This is a genomic window from Aquirhabdus sp. (assembly GCF_046462495.1).
In the GTDB taxonomy this organism is placed as follows: domain Bacteria; phylum Pseudomonadota; class Gammaproteobacteria; order Pseudomonadales; family Moraxellaceae; genus Aquirhabdus.
Genome location: NZ_JBKGVE010000005.1, coordinates 48,544 through 67,632, shown reverse-complemented (window position 1 = coordinate 67,632; position 19,089 = coordinate 48,544). Strand labels below are relative to the sequence as shown.

Genomic DNA, 19,089 nt, shown 5'->3' with positions numbered 1-19,089 from the left:
GAGACGGTTAAGCAGAGATCAATACTTTAGAAGAGCTCCCAGTTCGATGAGCTGGGCTTGGGTCTTATAGGGATAGGAAAAGGAGAGGTCTGAAACTGTTCTGCAGACATCTCAAAAATCAGCTCTTGAGCCGTTCGGTGATTCGCATTGATCCAGTCCTTGCGTAAATCCGGTGGAACGATGATCAGTGAGCGTTTCTCATCTTGAGGTTTATGGAACCTTTTCATGAAAGGGTGGTGATCTGCATTGATGGTCAGCATAGAAAATGAATGTACGCGATCCAGATGATCAGACCAAAGCTCCCAGATCGCAGCCACGGTAAAGGGCTCTAGGTCCTGTCTCTCAATCTTATGTCGTACTGCTTTGCCGGACTCATAGCAGGGTTCGAAAAAAGATTGCATCGGAATCAGTGCAAATTGGTTGTTACGCCAAGCGCTACGATAGCTTGGTTTTGTTGCCACGGTTTCCATACGTGCATTATAGGTATGCTTTGAGAACTTTAAATCATCAGCCCACTCGGGTACTAAACCAAACACCGCTTGCTGCCATGCAAAGTCATGGTCTGATCCTGAAACCAAGATCGGGCAAATATCACCTGGAAATGCCTCACTCACGGAATCAAAAGTGGGAGATGGTGAATCGAATAGGGAAAGTTGCGGAGAGCTTGGTGGTTTGTAATTAGCGCACATCGATTTGGCTTTAGGTCTGATACGAGGGGGGTAAAAAGACTTTAACGGTTCATCGGAAAAAACACAAATAACAGATGAGTATAATTTGACAATATATATTGTCAAATGTAGTATCAGCATGACAAATTCAAAATGAGACCCATATGAAAACGTTTAAAAATAAAGTTGCGGCAATTACGGGTGCGGGTTCTGGTATGGGGCAGCAGTTGGCTGTACTACTGGCTAAAGCTGGCTGCGATGTTGCAATCAGTGATATCAACAAAACTGGTTTAGAGCAGACAGTAGAACTCCTCAAGCCATATAAGGTCAAAGTCACTGTTGATGTAGTGAACACGGCTAAACAAGATGCCGTGTATGCATGGGCGGATAAAGTCAAAAAAGAACATGGTAAAGTAAATCTAATCTTTAATAACGCCGGGATCGCCATGTCCAATACGGTTGAAGGGCATAGCATAGACGACTATGAGCGTATGATGGCCGTGAATTTCTGGGGCGTGGTTTACGGCACCAAAGCATTCTTACCTTACTTAAAAGAAAGCGGTGATGGACATATCATCAATACCTCCAGTATTTTTGGTCTTACTGCACAGCCGACGCAAAGTGCCTATAACGCCAGTAAATTCGCTGTCCGTGGTTTTACCGAATCGCTTCGTCAAGAACTCGATATGGGCAAATTTGGCGTCAGTGCGACTTGTGTTCATCCGGGTGGTATTAAAACCAATATTGCTCATACTGCCGAGATGAGTGAGAACGTGGCGTCACTGGGAATCAATACCCAAAAATCAAAAGCCATGGCGGATAAAGTGATGCGCATACCTGCATCTAAAGCTGCACAGATTATCCTGGATGGTGTCAAAGCGAATAAGCGTCGTGTCTTGATTGGACCCGAAGCGTATGCGGTGGATGGCTTGCAGCGTTTATTCCCTACAGCGTATCAGCGCTTGTTCACTCTCGGCAGTAAATTTTCAATCTAATTCGGATAGCCGAGTTCCAAGTTTTAGTGATTTGAATCTTAAAAAGCCCACATTGTTGTGGGCTTTTTTACAGCATTTCTTCATATGCTTTTCTGTTTAACTGCAAAATACACATTGTCGTTAATCATGACTTTCTAGTCGATAATTGATAGTCTTACCATCCGCTATTTTGTTGACTCACCGCATGTCTACTCAGCAACATGATGCGTTTGCCGCATTACGTCATCGTGATTTTACCTTGGTGACGATCAATCAATTTTGTATGGCTGTTGCGATTTTGATTCAGGAAATCGTGGTGGCATATTCACTCTATAAACTCACTCATGATCCTTTGACGCTGGGGATGATTGGATTGGCAGAGGCCATCCCATTTATCCTTTTGTCGTTGTGGGGTGGCTACGTTGCGGACAAGTTTAACCGTCAGCGGGTCATGCAAATCTGTCTGGTGTTGACCTTGCCGTTGCCGCTGATTTTTAGTCGATTATTTACAGCGCATGAAGCGGGCCTACTCAGTCAAGCTCAATTGGTTTGGTCATCTTATGGGGTGATTTTTATCCTCGGCATGGTGCAAGGATTCTATAGCCCTGCATCGCGCTCTTTGAAGCCTTTCCTTGTGCCTCGTGAGATTTACACCAATGCCGCAACATGGACCACGGTGGCCTGGAATGCAGGCGTTGTATTGGGCCCTGTCAGCGCAGGCTTCTTATATGCGGCATTTGGTTTACACGATACCTTATATCTGGTTTTTATCTTATTGCTTCTCTGCTCTGCGGTCTTGGTGGTGCTTAAGAAGAGAACGTTTCCAACGGTGCATCACGACAGTATTTTGCTCAATTTAAAAGAAGGTTTTGATTTTGTATTTAAAACTAAAATCATTTTCTGGTCGATTTCATTGGATTTGGTCTCGGTACTTTTTGGCGGGGCTGTCGCGTTATTGCCGATTTTTGCGGATGATATTTTGAAGGTGGGGGCAGAAGGCTTAGGGCTACTGCGCGCGGCACCTTCCGTGGGTGCATTGCTGATGATGGTGGTCTTGACCCGTTATCCACCCACCCATCATGCCTGGCGTAATATGCTTCTTGCTGTCGCTGGTTTTGGCGTATTTACTCTGGTCTTTGCATTGTCCAAAGTCATGTGGTTGTCGTTGACCGCACTGGCATTGATTGGCGCATTTGACAGCATCAGCGTCGTGATTCGTCAGACGATTTTGCAAGTATTCCCTCCGGAAAACTTACGCGGTCGTGTCGCTGCGGTGAATGGCATGTTTGTGTCGTCGAGTAATGAGCTCGGTGCTTTTGAATCCGGCGTGATGGCACGCCTCATGGGAACCATTCCATCGGTGATTTTTGGCGGTTCACTGACGATGATTATTCTAGCTCTGACTTGGTGGCGGACACGAGACTTGCTCGCTGTCGATGTAGCTTCAGCGAAGGCACATGTGGTTAAGAATGAGGATTAATGCCTATGACCTCACCAATAGGCATGGGGTTGGTATGTTTGTTGGTGAGGGTTATTTTAAATCGGTGTCTTCAGGATGAATAGTTCGTACTTGCCCTTCAATGATGGTGATGTCCACTTCCTCTTGATCATCACCATCATTCGTGAATTCATCAATGAGCCGTTCAGCATTCCTGCCGAACAATGCGCGTAAATTTAAGTTTGCTTGCAGGACAAATAAATTCTCGCGTAATTCAGCACGATTGATTTCAACGCGACGGAGTACACGCATGACCTTTTGATTATCCGCCAGATATTTGCCCAGATCTAAATAAAGCAGTCCGTTATGTACCGTGATAATCCCGAGCCTGCTGAGGATATCTCCGAGTGGGTCAGTGCCTTTAAACTTGTAATATAAAACCACCATTTGGAAGGCGACTTTTTTGAGTACTTTATCAAAATCGACACGGACCACATGGGTTTCACTTTTTTGTTCAAAAACGAGTTGTTGAATATTTCTATTGAGTTGCAGTTGGGCAAGGTAGAGGTCCACATAGAGCTGAGCGCTCACACCCTTGACATGAATCGTCGCAAAAAGGCGTAGCCAACCATCATAAATCTCAGCATGAAGGTCTTGAATCTGATCAACATTATTGGTGACATAGCGCTCAATGGTATCATTGAGTAGTTTTTGAGAAAGCGGAAGTTCGCGCTCTTCCTCAAGAATGTCTTCAGCTTTCTGGTAGATGTCTTTCACACCATCAACCAGTTTCTGCAGAAAATTTAACATAGCACGCTCTTCATCAATCTTGTTTCTTTCCGTGGTTGGTTAAACTGTATATGAATTTAGCATAATCAAGTGTCTGAAAAAGGTGAAATTGAACTCACTTAGGACGATTTTACACATTAGGATGCATTTGTGAGTGTAGATTCATTCAGAAATCGCCTATATTAGTGCCAAATTAATTCACTCTGATTAAATCGATTCAGTAAATAGCCAATTGGAAGGGCAGATCATGGTTGAGCTGCAGTTAAAGCGTTTTTATTCATCAAAGCCAATCCAGATCATGGGGCAATGGTGTTCTGAACTGATGTCTCAAATGATCGAAAAGGGCCGTACTGATCGCATTTTAACGATATCCGTTCTTGCGGCTGTTGCTGTGCATGTTTTCTTTATTTTTGCCATTACCTTTTCTGCCCCGCATGATGACCAAGCGGTGATGCAGGATATTGCGCTGGCAGTGACTGACTCAAAAAAAGATAATCCTGATGCTGATTATCTTGCACAAGCAAATCAGGAAGGTTCTGGCGTATTACGCTCTGCACATCGTCTCACCAGTCCCGCGCAGGTTCAAAATCAGAATCAGTCGATTCAAGCGCAAAACGTAACGATTCAGATCATCAAAGAAGAACAAGAAGAATTAACCCCCAGTGCAGCGGGAGAACGTACTGTAACAACGGCAGCAAGCTGGAAAGCAGAGACTCAGGAAGAGAAAAATCGCCGCATGCGTAAAGCGCAAAAGCAAAAAGAATCATCGTCGTCTACAGCGTCAATGATTGCTACTCTTGAGGCGCAATATGCGACCCAGAAGCAAGAATACAGCAAGATCAGTTCGATCCATACCGTTGACAGTGTCTCGACTAAAGGGGATCCCAGCGCGGTCTATCTCAACCAATTTCGCCGGAAAGTTGAAAAAATTGGTAACCATAATTATCCGCTTGAAGCGCGAAACAAGGGAATCAAAGGTGATGTCCGCTTGATGGTGGTTCTGGAGCGTGATGGCTCAATTCGGGCGATTCGCTTAATGCAGACTTCGGGTTACCACATCCTTGATGAAGCCGCTAAAGCTTCGGTACGAGAAGGCGCACCCTACGGTCGTTTTGATGATGCCATGAAAGGTTATAGCCAGTTGCATATTATTCGCACATGGCGCTTTTCTGATGAAAATGAGCTTGATGTAGGTACTTGATGATCAAAATGGGGAATAACTTACCCATTCTTGATGTCGATTGATATTTTTTATTTAGCGATCTGCGTATGGGTCAGGGAAGTGCAGGTGATGCATGATTTTAATTTCAAGCGTCTCCATTTCTGCCGCATCTTTTTCACTGGTTTCATGGTCATAACCGAGTAGATGTAAGACACCATGCACTACGAGGTGAGCCAGATGTTCTTTCGGGGTCTTGCCTTGTTCATCCGCTTCACTCAGTACCACAGGTAAGCAGATCACCAGATCCCCCAGTGGCTTATTGGGCAGGATCAGTAAAATTTCTTCAGGAAGGTCTGAGGGAAAGGAGAGGACATTGGTGGGTTTGTCTTTTTCACGGTAAGCGAAGTTTAATTGCTGACTTTCAGCCGTATCCACAATACGAATGGCCACTTCGCATTTGCGCTTTTTCTTGATGCCGACGACAGACAACGTTTCCCATATCCAAGTTTGTAAATCACGCTTGCGCACAGTTAGCGCAGGGGATTCGCATACCCGTTGCAGTAAGATATTGAGTTTTTTGTTTCGACGTTTAGAGGCACGGTCTTTCGTGCTGACGTCTTTACGTTTTGCTTTCATCGATTAAGCGCTCGTTGCATAAAGGTGCCGTCTTGCATTATGACACAGGACGGCGCCTTCAGTTCATACCACGGGCTCTTCAAGGAGCTCTTGGTATTGTGCATCGCTGGCTTTGTCATTGGCATCAATCGCTGCTTTTTGCAGTGCCAAACGCTCGCGTCGTGCAGAGATTTTTTCGCCCATTTCATTCAGGTCGTGGTCTTCATAGGCCTCAACGATTTTCTGTACGAGGTAATGACGGACCACATCGCGTGAGTGGAAACGGGTGATATGAATCTCTTCGATGTTTTCAATGACCTTTAACGTATGCGCTAAACCTGACATTTGTCCACGTGGCAAATCGACCTGAGTAATGTCGCCAGTGATTACGGCACGTGAACCAAAACCAATCCGCGTCAGGAACATTTTCATCTGTTCGGGCGTAGTGTTTTGTGCTTCATCCAAGATCACAAATGAATGGCTCAATGTGCGACCGCGCATGTAGGCGAGCGGAGCGACTTCAATCACCTGTCGCTCAATCAGCTTTGCGACTTTCTCAGAGCCCAGCATGTCATAAAGCGCGTCATAAAGCGGGCGTAAGTAAGGATCAATCTTTTGTGAAAGATCGCCTGGCAAGAAACCCAGTTTTTCACCTGCCTCAACGGCGGGTCGCACCAAAAGAATGCGCTGGATTTCATTACGCTCCAACATATCAACGGCGCAAGCCACAGCAAGATAGGTTTTCCCCGTTCCTGCTGGACCTATACCGAAAGAAATGTCACTTTCTAAGATACGCTGTACATAGCGACGCTGGTTTGCACCGCGCGGCAGAATCTTACCTTTACGCGTGTTGAGGAAAACCTCTGGATCTTCATCGTCGTCATCTTCATCGACGTGTGAAGTCCGATCCGTCTGACTGCCTTGAATCAGGAGGTGCAAGTGCTCAGGCGTCAGATTTCGGGTTTCTTCAGTTTCTTGATACAGCCGTTCGAGTAAGCTTTCCGCTCGTTCCACCGCGTCTAATTCGCCTTCAACGACGAACAAACTACCACGATGGGATATTTTGACGTTTATACGTTGTTCGATGAGTTTAAGGTGGGCGTTGTACCCACCAACCATGGCTTTGAGGCGTTCTAGCGTAATGCCAGAGAATTCGACGGTACGACTGATGGATGCGACCAAGGCATTTCCTTTTACTAAATGAGTGATGAGGAAGATCACAATCATTGCATCTGGTGACATCTTTTATGATGCAACATTCATGCATGTTATAGCATGGTCAGCGCGTCTTTTTTGTGGTTTTCGCGATAATATTATGCATAAAATTAGCAACGATTGGATTGACAAGGAAATATTTTTGGCGAACTGATCATTCATTATCCATTGCTAGACGGCAATCTAGATTTACTTTATCGTGCATCTATCATGGGCTGATTTTTCAGTCGATTATTTTAAGAAAAGGGAATCGCGCAATGGCTAAAACAATTTTTATGATTCATGGCATGTGGGGTGGGGGACACGTCTGGGATCATTACAAGCCCTTCTTTGAAGCACAAGGCTATCGCGTGATTACGCCGACGTTACGCTTCCATGAAGAGCAGTATCGTACGGTTGCACCAGAAGCCTTAGGCACCCTGAGCTTGCTGGATTATGTCGCAGATTTAGAAGCTCAGATTCGCGCACTGGACGAAAAACCGATTCTGATGGGGCACTCGATGGGTGGCTTGCTGGCTCAGATTTTGGCGAGCCGCGGATTGGCTGAGTCATTGGTACTCCTGACCAGCGCCCCACCGGCAGGTATCTTGGCACTGCGTCCATCGTCAACCAAAACATTCCTGTCTGTCCTGACGAAATGGGGATTTTGGCGTAAGCCGATGCGTATTACCTTTGAAGAAGCCCAATATGGGATTTTGGCGCTCTTGTCGCCAGAAGAGCAACGTGCAACCTATGACAAGTATTCCTTTGAGTCAGGTCAGGCGGCATTTGAAATTGCATTCTGGATTGCGGATCGCAATAAAGCATCTTCCGTAGAAACAAGCGCAGTGACGTGTCCGGTCCTTGTGATCGCAGGAGGGCTTGATCGCATTGTCCCTGAGTCAGTTGTACGTCATATCGCTAAGAAATATAACGCGGCTTATAAGGTCTTCGAAGATCATACGCATTCAGTCTTGCATGAAAAGGGGTGGCAGGATGTGGCAGGGTATGCGGCGGAGTGGTTGAAGACGCATTAACGCTATTGTTGTTGTTCTAAATTTGTTGAAAGTCATGTGTTTTATTTTTAAAAGGGATTAAAACTGCAACGACGCGTTGCAGTTACCCTATCCATGTTTATGATCTTTAGCGAGTATCATGCTTCATAAGCAATGAATCTATCACTATAGGCAGGTTCATTTTTAGGAGATGATGATGACTAATATTGTTCAAAAAATGACATCAATCGCGCAAATTACTGATGCGTTCAAAACTATCGAAGGAGATGGTTTTGATGTACTACGCGCAATCCCATCGCAGACCAAAGAGTCTGTCGGTCCTGTGATCTTTTTGGATCATTTTGGACCTATCGAATTTAAGGCTGGTGAAGCAAAAGGGGCGTCAGCTCATCCTCATGCGGGGATTGAGACATTGACTCTTCTTTTAGAAGGCAGTTCTGTCCATAAGGACAGCATGGGCAATACGAGCAGTATGCGCCCAGGTGAAGTCCAGTGGATGCGCGCGGGTGCAGGAATCATTCATGATGAAAGTCCAGACCCAGAGCTTCTAAAAACGGGTGGGCGGAATCATGGCGTACAACTCTGGTTCAATATGCCCAAAGGTAAAAAGCATGATGCGCCAGAGTACCAACACTATCGTGCGGATGTCATTCCTGTCTTTGTCAGCGAGGATGGAAAGAGTAAGACGCGTGTTGTTGCTGGACAAGTTGCTGGCCTGACTGGCCCAGTGCGGTCAAATGGTCATCCTGTTGTTGCCCATACAAGCTTTCTGGGAGAGGGGCAATTTACGATCCCGACTCCTCAAGCCTCTGAACTCGCACTTTATGTGATGACGGGCAGGGTACAGATCGGAGAGTCTGGACCATTCATTGAGGCTGGGCAAATTGCGACATTGGCAAGTGGAGATGCACTTCATGTCATCAATCCTGAAGGCATTGCAGAGCTTTTGCTGATCGGTGGCGATCCGCTGGATGCACCGATTGTCCGTTATGGTCCATTTGTGATGAATACCCGCTCAGAACTTGAGCAGGCATTCCAAGACTATCATGCTGGACGGATGGGCGTGATCTAAAGCGCTTACTGTTATTTCCTAAATGAGGTGTATCGCTTCCATATACACCTCGTTTAATTGAACACTTCTTGTGATTCTCTTTCTTACTGTTTCTATTCAGGGTTATATTTCTAGCCCTGACTTAACCCAGCACCGCAACCAAGTCCGCCTGCACCAAATTCATACTGCGAATACCAGTGACTTTGACCTCAGCAAACTGGCCAATCAGTGAAGCATCACCAACAAATTGCACGAGACGGGTATTGTCTGCACTGGCGATCAATGCCCCTTCTTCACGATCAGAAGTCTTTTCAACCAGCACCTTTAAGGTCTGACCCAGCATCGCGTCGGTTTTGGCAACGGTAGAGGCTTTAATCACGGTTTTTACACGCGCCAGACGCTCTTTTTTGACATCTTCTGGGGTGTGATCAGGCAGTTCCGCGGCTGGTGTGCCCGGACGTTTTGAGTAAATAAAGCTATAAGAGTGATCGAAGTCTAAATCACGGATGAATTGCAGCGTATCTTCAAATTCAGCATCGCCTTCATTGGGGAAGCCAATGATAAAATCACTGGAGAGATGAATATCTGGACGTACTGCACGCAGTTTTTTGATTTTCTCAATATAGACATCAATCGTATGGTTACGCTTCATCGCGGCCAAAACGGGGTTTGAACCGCTTTGTACTGGCAAATGCAGATGTGAGACCAATTGTGGCAATTCCGCATAGACATTGATGAGTTCGTCGGAGAACTCCAGCGGGTGACTGGTGGTATAGCGGATACGACCAATACCTTCGATTTTTGCAACCAAGCGCAGCAAGTCAGCAAAATTACAGACGCCGCCATCATGCATCTCACCGCGATAGCCATTCACATTTTGACCCAGCAGCGTTACTTCACGCACACCTTGTGAGGTGAGGCTAACGATTTCTGCAATCACATCATCCAGCGGGCGAGAGACTTCTTCACCGCGGGTGTACGGAACAACGCAGAAAGAGCAATATTTTGAGCAGCCTTCCATAATCGATACAAAGGCTTTGAAGCCTTCCACTTTTGGTTCAGGCAAGAAGTCAAATTTCTCGATCTCTGGAAAGGAAATATCGACCAAAGAGATTTTCTGATTGGTCGTCTTGTCTGCTTTATTGGCATTGTGCTGATTAAGCATCTGTGGCAAACGGTGCAGCGTTTGAGGTCCAAAAACCATATCGACATAGGGTGCACGTTTTTGAATACCGTCGCCTTCTTGTGATGCGACACAACCACCAACACCGATAATCAATTCTGGATTTTGTTCTTTTAATTTGCGCCAGCGACCCAATTCACTAAACACTTTCTCTTGCGCTTTCTCACGGATTGAACAGGTATTCATCAGCAGGATATCAGCTTGTGCTGGGTCGTCGGTCACAACATAACCATGAGAGTCACCCAATAGATCTGCCATACGACTGCTGTCGTATTCATTCATTTGGCAACCTTGGGTTTCGATATAGAGACGTTTAACCGGCTTAGAGTCGTCAACAAGCAACTGCGCTGGTGAAGCGGAGAGGGTTGCTTGGAGTGTGGAAGTTGTTGGATCAAACGTCTGTACAGTCATGCGTGTTACCAAAAAATGTTGTGACCAAAGGTGCAAATGCGCAGAAAACTTCGTGACCAGATCATGATCTGATGACTAAGGTTGATCTACTTGAAATAGGAAAACGAGTATTTTAGCATTTTTTGTGCGTTGGGATAAGAAAGATTGTTTTTTGTGCGCGAGATTCGCGAAAAATTAAAATCAATGTATTGCTGTTATTTGACCAAACATGCCTTTCCTACATCATTTCTCCATATTTGACTGGAAAAATGGTGCAGGGCATACAAATGTTTCGAGATGTAACAGCCTTCTACAATTTATGTGTAGTTACCCCGCGATAATCAGCTTAATCTTCAATCATGGAATCTCGCCGTCAGTTTGATTGTAGTTTGTGCGAGTCACTATCGCTCGTAGGAGTATCGAAGATGAATAAGTTAATAATTGCTAGTGTGTTAATGGTAAGTGCAGCGGTTGCACAACCTGCGCTTGCAGACTATGACACTGTAGGTTCTGCAGTATTAGGTGGTGTTGCTGGCGCGGTAATCGGTCACGCTGTCGGTGGTCGTAATGGTGCTGCGGTCGGTGCAGCAATCGGTGGTGTGAGTGGTGCGGTTATCGCAGCAAACTCACGTGATGGCTACTATGATCGCGACCGGGTTGTTTACCAACGTCCTGTCTATAGTCAGCCTGCGCCAGTTGCGTACTATCCAGCACCGGCGTACTACCCAGTTCGTGAAGTCGCGTACCCTGTCCGCCAAGTGGTCTATTACGGCGACGGCTATCGAGACCGTGGTTACTATAGAGGCTATAATCATGACAACGGTTGGCATCGTGGATGGGACCGTGGAGATAGAGGCGATCGCGGCTGGAATCGCGGATATGACCGTTACTAAGTCATGTCTAAGTTGATTTAAGTAGCCTATAGGGATGCAGCAGCGATTTTTGTAATCGCTGTTTTTTTGAGTTGCTGGACTGGATGCACATCATATATCCGATAGCGATCGGCGCTGTGCAGACTTATAAGTCAATCAATTCAAATATTGATTGATATGATGCGGTTTTAATGAAAAGTTGGATGGATATTCTTATGAAAAAAATTCTAGTGACTGTTGCTTTAAGCGCAGCTGCTTTGATTGGGCAGTCTGCTTTTGCGGATGATAGCTTGCGTAATGCGGTTGCAGGCGGATTAGGCGGTGTTGCGGGTGCGGCTGTAGGCCAGCAATTGGGCGGTAAAACTGGCGGTATCATCGGCGCTGGTGTAGGTGGTGGTTTAGGCGGTGAAATGGTTGGTGGCCGTCGCTCAGCAATCGGTGGTGCCTTAGGTGGTGCTGGTGGTGCAGCGCTTGGTGGCGGTAGCCGTAATGGTCAGTTGATCGGCGCAGGTCTGGGCGGTGCGGGTGGTGCAACCATCGGTAACGAAATGACCAAAAGTCATAATGCCGAAGTTAACTCACGCTACGAAAACCGTCGTTCATATCGTGGATATAAGCATCATCGTAAACATCATCGCTGGGATGACTAATGTAGTCCTCTTGCATTGAAAATAAAAAGCCTCAGTATTTGAGGCTTTTTATTTTAGAGCGTTATTTAAATAAGACTATTTTGCAAAAAGGTGCGTTATTCCAAATCCGAAACTATAGTTATTCGTGTCACTATTGATTTTTTGCTGCGCTAAATAAAAGTCGAGAACGGTCTTATTACTTAGACTATATCCCACTGACTCCAGAACTTGGACGGTTGAGTCTGTGCCGCGCTGTTTTGTTCCGGACAATTCAATTCCACCGCTCAATTTACCTGTAATGGGATGTGATAAGCCAGCAGACCAGCCCAAGGCATTCTGCGAAACCCCTTCATCTTGCCGATCCCCGTAGTGTGTCGTATTCAGGTTGATATCACTGTGAAAGCCCGAAAAGTCATTACTGACAATAAAATTCACAGTCTGATTTGCGCGGTTGGTTCCTAAATCATGGGTCGCTATGGGCAAAGTGGTACTGAATTCTTCGCCAATATTGAAACCTTCTGCAATCGGCTGGGTTAACTTCAAGGTTAAATTACCATCGCCAAGACCTGTTGTACGACTGCTATCTGTTTTGACTTGGGTTAATGGATTCAAGCCTAAGGTCAGTCCAATCCGTTCATTGAAGGCATACTTCAAGAGTAAGGGAGAGTTTTTGGTATTTGAGCCGCTGGTATTGGCATTTGCAACACCAAATTCAACTTCAAGATATCCGGGTACGGGAAGAGTGGCAGGACTACCAACACTGGGGCGATAGGGATTTGCCTGCAAGTCACTTTCTGCGGTAGCCAGTTGAGAGAGAGCAAGAAGTAGACCTGTGCCTGCGGTGCGCAATAGGCTGATATGAGTCATGGTGGAGTCCTTTTTATATTCCTATTTTATTTTAAGTTCTATTTTCATTGGGATGTAAAGTATTTGAATGATCACTCATTTTATTACAGCATGATAGCGCTAAATGGTATTTGTATAGATAGCATATTCAAATAACTGACTCTGGATTCTCGATTTATTCCAGAGGATTGTATTCGAGAATAAATCGACGTTTACTTTTAAAAAGATGGTGCTTTAAAAGCTTAAAGAAAATCGATTTTGTTTAACGATTCTTTAATGTGAAGGGTCTTGTTTAAGGTAGAGTCAAAAGCGAAAGCTAGGATATTTTATCAAACAATAAAATTTAAACTATTGATAACCAAAAAAGGAGTATTCAATTATTGGCCTTAGGGGTAATGAAATATGGTTGCTATACGTACGAAACTCGATATCGGACAAGTCCTGTACATGGGTGATTTTCTGACATCCCCACAAGGTCAGTATCGTTTGATAATGCACCCGAGCGGCAATTTGGTGGTCTATAACCAGTCAAATGGAAACGTAAAATGGAATTCCAATACCTTGGGTGATCGAAACTGGGCTGTTTTGCAAAGCGATGGAAACTTTGTCGTGTATAACAGCAAAGGTGATCATGCGCTTTGGCATTCGAAGTCAGGGCGAACCAATGCAGCCCCACAGATACAGATCGTACTGCAAGATGATGGCAATCTGGTTATTTATAATGGGGATGCAACCCCCGTGTGGAGCAGTAGCGGTGGACTGGTGAGAACAAAAAAGACAGAAGCATAAGTCCTGTCTTTTTGATTGATATCCATCACATCTCTTTGAATCTTTAAAGCCCAAAATGTTAATGTGCTCATTAAACGAACTAGTTAAACGGATTAGCAATCGTTTTGGTGGGCTTAATCGCAATCTTATCTGGCAGATCAGATTTTTCGAGTTCCGTCACGATGCCATTGAGCAGACTTTGTAATGTCTTTGCGTAGCCTAACCCAATCTTATCTTTGGTCAGTGCAAGTGAACCATAGAGACTAATGCGATCTGTCCGGTTTTCGACGGTAAACTCGCCAATAGTTAAAACCGAGCTTTCGTCTGCATAGGGTATAAAGTCAGTCATATTGTTCCCTTGTTATTCGTTTTGAAATTATAGCCCATCAAGATTTAGTGCGGTTTGTTTAACCGTACTGGATAGGGTGGGCATTAAATTTATACCAATTTTACTCTCCAAATCAGCAAGTGAAATGATGCTGTAAGTCCCACTGGTATCGTTGGTTGACCAGTATACGCCTGCTGCATCCTTGTTTGGAAAGTACACGACTTTATACATATGTGTGGGAATGGTAACGCCATTGCCGATTGTTAGCAGTGTGCTACCAATATAAGCGCCACCTGTAATGACATAGGCATTGCCATTTCTAGTGACCGAATCACGAGTACGCTTTTCAAGTGTTGCCCAGATGCCTTGGTTGTTCTTAGGAACCTGCGGCACAATGTTGGCTAAAGAAAAGCTATCGTGCTGTGCAGTGGTATCGTACATGTCACCATTCGGGGTGTTGTGACCTCGGTCATAACCACTGCCTTTATAGTCGGCAAGCGTGGAGCGGTCGGCGACAGGCAAAGCTGTTTCCTCATGAAAACTATCCACACGGACCAGTGTTGCAGCTTGCTGGACATGTGCTTGAGTCAAATATTCTGCAGACCATAGCGGTGTTTTGGTGACACCAGAATAGCCAATGCCGAATGCTGAGAAACAGAGGTCAGTAAAACGGGTGGCTAGTTTCTGGTTAACCAGAACAGGCTCTTGCCCACCATAATAATCTTCTAAACAGGATGCATAAGTACCTAGGGAGGCACTGAGCAAAGTAGCTGAAATGAGTATTTTGTACGAGACTTTAAAGGTGGATGTCTTGAGTGCGGAAACCATAATTTATACCAAGTGATAAAATTTATACAATGGTATATGGCATATGTTTCTGACTCGTGACAAGTTCTATACGAGTTTGTGAATAGGGTTATAGCGATTTAAATATGGATTTAAGGTCGTAAGGCAAAATCTATAAGCAATACACATAGACAGGAATAACCTTGATAACTGCTTGTCTATCAAGGTTATATAATCTCCTCTTAAACTTCTAAGTGTAACGGGCGCAACTGAAATATAGTTCCGCAGGATTTAAATTCATGAAGACTCCTGAGACGTTTCAGCAGGGTTGCGGATCAGGAGTACGGGGCGTTGTGAGCGTCTAACTAATTGTTCTGCCACACTGCCGAGAAAAAGACGTTTGATCCCGCGACGTCCGTGTGTACCGATGACAATCAAGTCAGCGCCATTCTCCTCTGCGCTCTTCAGAATTGCACGGGCGATATCGTCATGCCCAGAACTGAACCCTAAATCAATCAACTGAGTTTGGATTTTGATTTGGCTATGCTGTTCAGCAAAGACCTGCGCGTTTTCCAAAACTTTCTCAGCCTGCTTGGCGAACGCAGCATGTGCTTCTTCAAAGTTGAAGGCGAGTACATCAGGGGTATTATAGGTTTGGAGCGGATTGTCGAGTACGGTGACGGCTGTGAGTTTTGCGCCGATCATTGCGAATTTAAGAGCCTCGCGCAAAGCGAGATCAGATGTTGCGCTGCCGTCTATAGCGATAAAAATATTTTTATACATGGTCGATCTCCTCGTTTTGATGAGAACTGACATTCAATTTCTAGATCCACAATAACGCAATGAAGCCTATGCTTTTAACTGCGGCTCTAATTCATTTTACGCTTTTTAAGGTCGTAGCGATCAATTTCGATCAAAACGCATACAGTTCTTAAGGGTGCCCTTTTATGGTGATTGAGTCCTTTGCTACGCATATAGCGGGGTTGATTAGCAAAAAAAGACATATCAAATTGTTGTTTTTTGCTGAGTGGTTTGGCAGAAGCTATGTCCATACTAAAGTGCTTTCTTTAAATCATAACTAAAGAGAGTCTCTCAAGGTCGCGCGCTGTGTTGTCAGCGAAAGAAGAGTCAAAGGCATAATCGATTTTTAGATTTAAGGAATGAGTGATGAAATTTACTGCTGAGCACGAGGCGCTACGGCGTACCGCGCGACAATTTGTTGATAAGGAAATTAACCCTTATGTGAATGACTGGGAAAATGCTGATATTTTCCCTGCCCATGAGCTCTTTAAAAAAATGGGTAATCTGGGACTACTTGGGATCAATAAGCCTGTTGAAAATGGCGGTTTGGGTCTGGATTATTCTTATCAAATGGTGGTTGTTGAAGAGTTTGGTCGTATTGCCTGTGGCGGTGTACCGATGGCGATCGGTGTACAGACCGATATGGCGACTCCAGCACTGGCTCGATTTGGGTCTAAAGAGCTTCGTGATGAGTTTTTGACGCCTGCAATTGCTGGGGACTATGTGGCTGCCATTGCCGTGAGTGAGGCGAGTGGAGGATCGGACGTTGCATCGCTTAAGACCTACGCCAAGAAAGATGGTGACGACTATGTAATCAATGGCAGCAAGATGTGGATCACCAATTCTACCCAAGCAGACTTTTTCTGTTTGTTAGCAAATACATCCGATGATAAACCCCATGTCAATAAATCCATGATCATCGTGCCAGCTAATACACCCGGGATTACCTTGTCTAAGAAATTGGACAAGATGGGGATGCGCAGTTCCGATACCGCGCAAGTTTTCTTTGATAATGTTCGCGTGCCACAGCGCAATCGTGTAGGCGCTGAGGGCATGGGTTTTATGATGCAGATGATGCAATTCCAAGAAGAACGTTTATGTGCGGCGGCTGGTGCATTATTGGGCAGTGAGACGGTTATCAATGCCACCATTGATTATTGCCGCGAGCGGACGACTTTCGGTCAGCCGCTGATTGATAACCAAGTCATCCACTTCCGCATGGCAGAGCTCATGACTGAGGTTGAAGCATTACGCGCACTGACCTATCAGGCCTGTGAGGCGCATATTAGTGGAGAAGATGTCACACGTCTAGCATCAATGGCAAAACTAAAAGCAGGTCGCTTGTTGCGTGAGGTCAATGACTCCTGTTTGCAATACTGGGGCGGAATGGGCTTCATGTGGGACAACATCGTCGCCAGAGCTTATCGAGATAGTCGCCTCATCTCGATAGGTGGTGGTGCAGATGAAATCATGCTGGGGATTATTTGTAAGTATATGAATATATTGCCGAGTCGGAAACGGTCATGATAATGGCTTCATGATTGATACCGCTGTAAATAGTCATTAATTAGCGTGTTCACTTCATCAGGGCATTCCAGTGCAGCAAGGTGTGCTGTATGGGGCATCACCATGAATTCAGCGTGTGGGATTGCCTCAGCCATAATGCGTGTCTCCGCGACGCTAAATGTTCGATCTTCTCCCCCTGCGACGATCAGTACAGGCGTGCGAATGCTTTGGAACAGCAGGCGTTGATCTGGGCGAAAGGGAACAACAGAATCAATAGCCCAGATGACAGAGCGGGGATTAATGTGATGGAGTGATTTGCGAATCGAATCTGCAACCTGTGGTCGCTCTCGTTCTGAAGTAGGTCCAATGAAAGCCTTGATTGCGCGACTGACTAAAGGACTAGGTATGTAACCGATTATACTTACAAGTCGTGTCAACATCAGAAACTCCAGCTTCTGATATAACCCAGCGGTAGATGCTGTCGCATTCATGAGAACGGCTACGCCAATCCGGTCAGGATACTGCGCTGCGAAGGTGCCGCCAATCATGCCTCCCCATGAATTACCAACGAAATGGGCGTGCTGAATGTCGAGTGCATCAAGAATTTGAGTGACCACCACAGCACACTCATCGAAAGTAAATCTTTGATGGAGAGGCGAGCTTTCACCATGGCCTGGTGAATCAAGCAAGATGACTCGGTATCGGCTGATAAAGTATGTCGCCTGTGCCGACCACATCGAACCATCCATGAGTAAGCTAGGCCAGAATAGAATACTGTCAGGTCCTTGTCCTCCAGTTCGTACCCGAATCTGCCCTAAGCGGGTCTGGATATAGACGCTTTCAAGGGTGCTGATGATGCTTGAGTCCAAGTTTCAATTCCTCATCTTGATTTTATGTGAGGTGTGATTTGTTTTAAATCTACTGTTATCAGTCAGTCGCTTTACTTTGAAGACCATAAAACCGAATCGCATTTTCTCGAAACACGGCTTTTAACGCTGCCTCACCATTGGGTGCAATGAGCTGTGCATAGGCCTCAATAATATCGGGCAGTCGTGCAGTGACTTTATCCATCGGGAAATTGGAGGCAAAGATCAAACGCTCGCGTCCAAAGACTTTGTATGCGTATTCAACCAATGGACCCAACAGATTGACGATCATATCTACACTGGCAAGCTCATGCTGTTTATGGAAATCATGCCCCAATACTGGCATGAGTAGCCCCGACACTTTGGCATGGACATGGGGCAACGCTGCAAGCTCCGCGATGTCATCCTTCCATTGACTCAATATCCCTGCACGTTGTGCGACCGTGTATCCCGTAGAGCGACCCACTGGACCGAAGATGCCGACAGGGGTGGCTAAGTGGTCAATGACGAATTTGATTTCAGGAAATTGTTTGGCTAAATAAGTCACATCGGGCAGTTGGGTTGAGTAAGCCCATGCATCAAAACTTAAGCCATAGTGCGCAAGTCTCTCAAAACGCTTTAAGAAAATGGGATTCGTATAGAGGTTAGGATAGGCACAAAATCCATGTACACCCGGATCTGAGTGATGAGCCGCCATACAACGGATACCCCGAAATAAAGGCGAAGCTGTGATATGCCCTTTGAGGATGTCCTCAAAGTGAGGACTCAGCGGATCTGCTTTACCAATAATTGCGCCGAGCTTTGGCGTATGACCTTGACCAAAAGGCAGTTTAGAGACCCACGCGGTCTCCTCTACAACACCCAATCCGTGATGATGATGCCAATCAGCCTCGATGTGTATAACCGCTTCAACCGCAAATGGAGCACTGTCTTTCACATAGTTGGCAGGCAAATATGCCGATAGTGCCCCCTCAGTCAGCCCAATAAAGTCGATCGTTGCTTGTGGCAATGCCGTACGCACAGTATGGTCCATGAGGCGTGGGAATCGTCCAAGAAGTTTTACCAATAGCGCTGCTTTATGCGGGGTATGGTAAGGGTTCCATTGGTGAATATGCGGATCAATGATCGGGAAGGACAATACGCTCATGCTACAGATTCCGTTCTAATGGAGTTAATTCATTTGAATGATTGTTATCGCCATTGTAGA

Annotated in this window: 20 protein-coding genes; 9 read left to right on the top strand and 11 right to left on the bottom strand. The window is 45.5% G+C overall.

The features are described from left to right. Positions 1 to 26: 26 nt before the first annotated feature. Positions 27 to 689, bottom strand: coding sequence for an SOS response-associated peptidase family protein (locus ACLHG7_RS07630; protein ID WP_410210458.1), 663 nt, complete (start codon positions 687 to 689; stop codon positions 27 to 29). Positions 690 to 832: 143 nt separating this feature from the next. On the opposite strand from ACLHG7_RS07630, the gene ACLHG7_RS07625 reads away from it, so the two are divergent. Both ACLHG7_RS07625 and ACLHG7_RS07620 read left to right on the top strand, forming a co-directional pair. After that, positions 833 to 1,663 (top strand): SDR family NAD(P)-dependent oxidoreductase, encoded by an 831-nt coding sequence (locus ACLHG7_RS07625; protein WP_410210457.1) that lies wholly within the window; start codon positions 833 to 835, stop codon positions 1,661 to 1,663. A 184-nt stretch (positions 1,664 to 1,847) separates the two neighbouring features. Then, entirely contained in the window at positions 1,848 to 3,122 is a 1,275-nt protein-coding gene (locus tag ACLHG7_RS07620; RefSeq protein WP_410210456.1) for an MFS transporter, read from the top strand. Positions 3,123 to 3,173: 51 nt separating this feature from the next. On the opposite strand, the gene ACLHG7_RS07615 is transcribed toward ACLHG7_RS07620, so the two are convergent. Continuing rightward, positions 3,174 to 3,890, bottom strand: coding sequence for a hypothetical protein (locus ACLHG7_RS07615; RefSeq protein ID WP_410210455.1), 717 nt, complete (start codon positions 3,888 to 3,890; stop codon positions 3,174 to 3,176). A gap of 226 nt (positions 3,891 to 4,116) precedes the next feature. Between ACLHG7_RS07615 and ACLHG7_RS07610 the strand changes: the two genes are divergently transcribed. Further along, positions 4,117 to 5,070 carry an energy transducer TonB gene (locus ACLHG7_RS07610; RefSeq protein ID WP_410210454.1) on the top strand — a complete coding sequence of 318 codons (954 nt, stop codon included), beginning with the start codon at positions 4,117 to 4,119 and terminating at the stop codon, positions 5,068 to 5,070. A 54-nt stretch (positions 5,071 to 5,124) separates the two neighbouring features. Here the strand turns inward: ACLHG7_RS07610 and ybeY are convergent, their stop codons facing one another. Both ybeY and ACLHG7_RS07600 read right to left on the bottom strand, forming a co-directional pair. Beyond that, positions 5,125 to 5,667 carry an rRNA maturation RNase YbeY gene (ybeY, locus tag ACLHG7_RS07605; protein WP_410210453.1) on the bottom strand — a complete coding sequence of 181 codons (543 nt, stop codon included), beginning with the start codon at positions 5,665 to 5,667 and terminating at the stop codon, positions 5,125 to 5,127. A 63-nt stretch (positions 5,668 to 5,730) separates the two neighbouring features. Beyond that, the gene (locus ACLHG7_RS07600) at positions 5,731 to 6,828 is read right to left on the bottom strand and encodes a PhoH family protein (protein ID WP_410210508.1); all 1,098 of its coding nucleotides are present in this window, start codon (positions 6,826 to 6,828) and stop codon (positions 5,731 to 5,733) included. A gap of 290 nt (positions 6,829 to 7,118) precedes the next feature. Here ACLHG7_RS07600 and ACLHG7_RS07595 point away from each other — a divergent pair, with 290 nt between their 5' ends. Together ACLHG7_RS07595 and ACLHG7_RS07590 are read left to right on the top strand one after the other, a co-directional pair. Then, positions 7,119 to 7,877 carry an alpha/beta hydrolase gene (locus tag ACLHG7_RS07595; protein WP_410210452.1) on the top strand — a complete coding sequence of 253 codons (759 nt, stop codon included), beginning with the start codon at positions 7,119 to 7,121 and terminating at the stop codon, positions 7,875 to 7,877. Between the two features lie 175 nt (positions 7,878 to 8,052). Further along, entirely contained in the window at positions 8,053 to 8,928 is an 876-nt protein-coding gene (locus ACLHG7_RS07590) for a pirin family protein (RefSeq protein WP_410210451.1), read from the top strand. A gap of 121 nt (positions 8,929 to 9,049) precedes the next feature. Here the strand turns inward: ACLHG7_RS07590 and miaB are convergent, their stop codons facing one another. After that, positions 9,050 to 10,501 (bottom strand): tRNA (N6-isopentenyl adenosine(37)-C2)-methylthiotransferase MiaB, encoded by a 1,452-nt coding sequence (gene miaB / locus ACLHG7_RS07585; RefSeq protein ID WP_410210450.1) that lies wholly within the window; start codon positions 10,499 to 10,501, stop codon positions 9,050 to 9,052. A gap of 404 nt (positions 10,502 to 10,905) precedes the next feature. Here miaB and ACLHG7_RS07580 point away from each other — a divergent pair, with 404 nt between their 5' ends. Together ACLHG7_RS07580 and ACLHG7_RS07575 are read left to right on the top strand one after the other, a co-directional pair. Continuing rightward, complete coding sequence (locus tag ACLHG7_RS07580) at positions 10,906 to 11,373, top strand: YMGG-like glycine zipper-containing protein (RefSeq protein WP_410210449.1); 468 nt, start codon at positions 10,906 to 10,908, stop codon at positions 11,371 to 11,373. A gap of 194 nt (positions 11,374 to 11,567) precedes the next feature. Next, positions 11,568 to 12,002 carry a hypothetical protein gene (locus tag ACLHG7_RS07575; RefSeq protein WP_410210448.1) on the top strand — a complete coding sequence of 145 codons (435 nt, stop codon included), beginning with the start codon at positions 11,568 to 11,570 and terminating at the stop codon, positions 12,000 to 12,002. 75 nt (positions 12,003 to 12,077) lie between these two features. Here ACLHG7_RS07575 and ACLHG7_RS07570 read toward each other — a convergent pair whose 3' ends face one another. Further along, positions 12,078 to 12,848, bottom strand: coding sequence for a hypothetical protein (locus ACLHG7_RS07570; RefSeq protein ID WP_410210447.1), 771 nt, complete (start codon positions 12,846 to 12,848; stop codon positions 12,078 to 12,080). A 381-nt stretch (positions 12,849 to 13,229) separates the two neighbouring features. Between ACLHG7_RS07570 and ACLHG7_RS07565 the strand changes: the two genes are divergently transcribed. Then, positions 13,230 to 13,616, top strand: coding sequence for a hypothetical protein (locus ACLHG7_RS07565; protein WP_410210446.1), 387 nt, complete (start codon positions 13,230 to 13,232; stop codon positions 13,614 to 13,616). Between the two features lie 79 nt (positions 13,617 to 13,695). Here the strand turns inward: ACLHG7_RS07565 and ACLHG7_RS07560 are convergent, their stop codons facing one another. The 3 genes from ACLHG7_RS07560 to ACLHG7_RS07550 form a co-directional block, all read right to left on the bottom strand. Beyond that, a complete protein-coding gene (locus ACLHG7_RS07560; protein ID WP_410210445.1) occupies positions 13,696 to 13,944 on the bottom strand; it encodes a hypothetical protein in 249 nt (82 codons plus the stop codon). A gap of 27 nt (positions 13,945 to 13,971) precedes the next feature. Continuing rightward, the gene (locus ACLHG7_RS07555; RefSeq protein WP_410210444.1) at positions 13,972 to 14,751 is read right to left on the bottom strand and encodes a DNA/RNA non-specific endonuclease; all 780 of its coding nucleotides are present in this window, start codon (positions 14,749 to 14,751) and stop codon (positions 13,972 to 13,974) included. A gap of 255 nt (positions 14,752 to 15,006) precedes the next feature. Beyond that, on the bottom strand, positions 15,007 to 15,492 hold the full coding sequence (locus ACLHG7_RS07550; protein ID WP_410210443.1) for a universal stress protein: 486 nt from the start codon (positions 15,490 to 15,492) through the stop codon (positions 15,007 to 15,009). 384 nt (positions 15,493 to 15,876) lie between these two features. Between ACLHG7_RS07550 and ACLHG7_RS07545 the strand changes: the two genes are divergently transcribed. Next, the gene (locus ACLHG7_RS07545; RefSeq protein ID WP_410210442.1) at positions 15,877 to 17,037 is read left to right on the top strand and encodes an acyl-CoA dehydrogenase family protein; all 1,161 of its coding nucleotides are present in this window, start codon (positions 15,877 to 15,879) and stop codon (positions 17,035 to 17,037) included. Positions 17,038 to 17,045: 8 nt separating this feature from the next. Here the strand turns inward: ACLHG7_RS07545 and ACLHG7_RS07540 are convergent, their stop codons facing one another. Both ACLHG7_RS07540 and ACLHG7_RS07535 read right to left on the bottom strand, forming a co-directional pair. Beyond that, positions 17,046 to 17,885 (bottom strand): alpha/beta fold hydrolase, encoded by an 840-nt coding sequence (locus ACLHG7_RS07540; RefSeq protein ID WP_410210441.1) that lies wholly within the window; start codon positions 17,883 to 17,885, stop codon positions 17,046 to 17,048. 58 nt (positions 17,886 to 17,943) lie between these two features. Further along, positions 17,944 to 19,029 (bottom strand): amidohydrolase family protein, encoded by a 1,086-nt coding sequence (locus ACLHG7_RS07535; RefSeq protein WP_410210440.1) that lies wholly within the window; start codon positions 19,027 to 19,029, stop codon positions 17,944 to 17,946. Between the last annotated feature and the right edge of the window lie 60 nt (positions 19,030 to 19,089).

Excerpts from the sequence above, each read along its gene's own strand:
- ACLHG7_RS07630 (WP_410210458.1), bottom strand. The coding sequence starts at position 689 with ATGTGCGCTAATTACAAACCACCAAGCTCTCCGCAACTTTCCCTATTC.
- ACLHG7_RS07625 (WP_410210457.1), top strand. The coding sequence starts at position 833 with ATGAAAACGTTTAAAAATAAAGTTGCGGCAATTACGGGTGCGGGTTCT.
- ACLHG7_RS07620 (WP_410210456.1), top strand. The coding sequence starts at position 1,848 with ATGTCTACTCAGCAACATGATGCGTTTGCCGCATTACGTCATCGTGAT.
- ACLHG7_RS07615 (WP_410210455.1), bottom strand. The coding sequence starts at position 3,890 with ATGTTAAATTTTCTGCAGAAACTGGTTGATGGTGTGAAAGACATCTAC.
- ACLHG7_RS07610 (WP_410210454.1), top strand. The coding sequence starts at position 4,117 with ATGGTTGAGCTGCAGTTAAAGCGTTTTTATTCATCAAAGCCAATCCAG.
- ybeY (WP_410210453.1), bottom strand. The coding sequence starts at position 5,667 with ATGAAAGCAAAACGTAAAGACGTCAGCACGAAAGACCGTGCCTCTAAA.
- ACLHG7_RS07595 (WP_410210452.1), top strand. The coding sequence starts at position 7,119 with ATGGCTAAAACAATTTTTATGATTCATGGCATGTGGGGTGGGGGACAC.
- ACLHG7_RS07590 (WP_410210451.1), top strand. The coding sequence starts at position 8,053 with ATGACTAATATTGTTCAAAAAATGACATCAATCGCGCAAATTACTGAT.
- miaB (WP_410210450.1), bottom strand. The coding sequence starts at position 10,501 with ATGACTGTACAGACGTTTGATCCAACAACTTCCACACTCCAAGCAACC.
- ACLHG7_RS07580 (WP_410210449.1), top strand. The coding sequence starts at position 10,906 with ATGAATAAGTTAATAATTGCTAGTGTGTTAATGGTAAGTGCAGCGGTT.
- ACLHG7_RS07575 (WP_410210448.1), top strand. The coding sequence starts at position 11,568 with ATGAAAAAAATTCTAGTGACTGTTGCTTTAAGCGCAGCTGCTTTGATT.
- ACLHG7_RS07570 (WP_410210447.1), bottom strand. The coding sequence starts at position 12,848 with ATGACTCATATCAGCCTATTGCGCACCGCAGGCACAGGTCTACTTCTT.
- ACLHG7_RS07565 (WP_410210446.1), top strand. The coding sequence starts at position 13,230 with ATGGTTGCTATACGTACGAAACTCGATATCGGACAAGTCCTGTACATG.
- ACLHG7_RS07560 (WP_410210445.1), bottom strand. The coding sequence starts at position 13,944 with ATGACTGACTTTATACCCTATGCAGACGAAAGCTCGGTTTTAACTATT.
- ACLHG7_RS07555 (WP_410210444.1), bottom strand. The coding sequence starts at position 14,751 with ATGGTTTCCGCACTCAAGACATCCACCTTTAAAGTCTCGTACAAAATA.
- ACLHG7_RS07550 (WP_410210443.1), bottom strand. The coding sequence starts at position 15,492 with ATGTATAAAAATATTTTTATCGCTATAGACGGCAGCGCAACATCTGAT.
- ACLHG7_RS07545 (WP_410210442.1), top strand. The coding sequence starts at position 15,877 with ATGAAATTTACTGCTGAGCACGAGGCGCTACGGCGTACCGCGCGACAA.
- ACLHG7_RS07535 (WP_410210440.1), bottom strand. The coding sequence starts at position 19,029 with ATGAGCGTATTGTCCTTCCCGATCATTGATCCGCATATTCACCAATGG.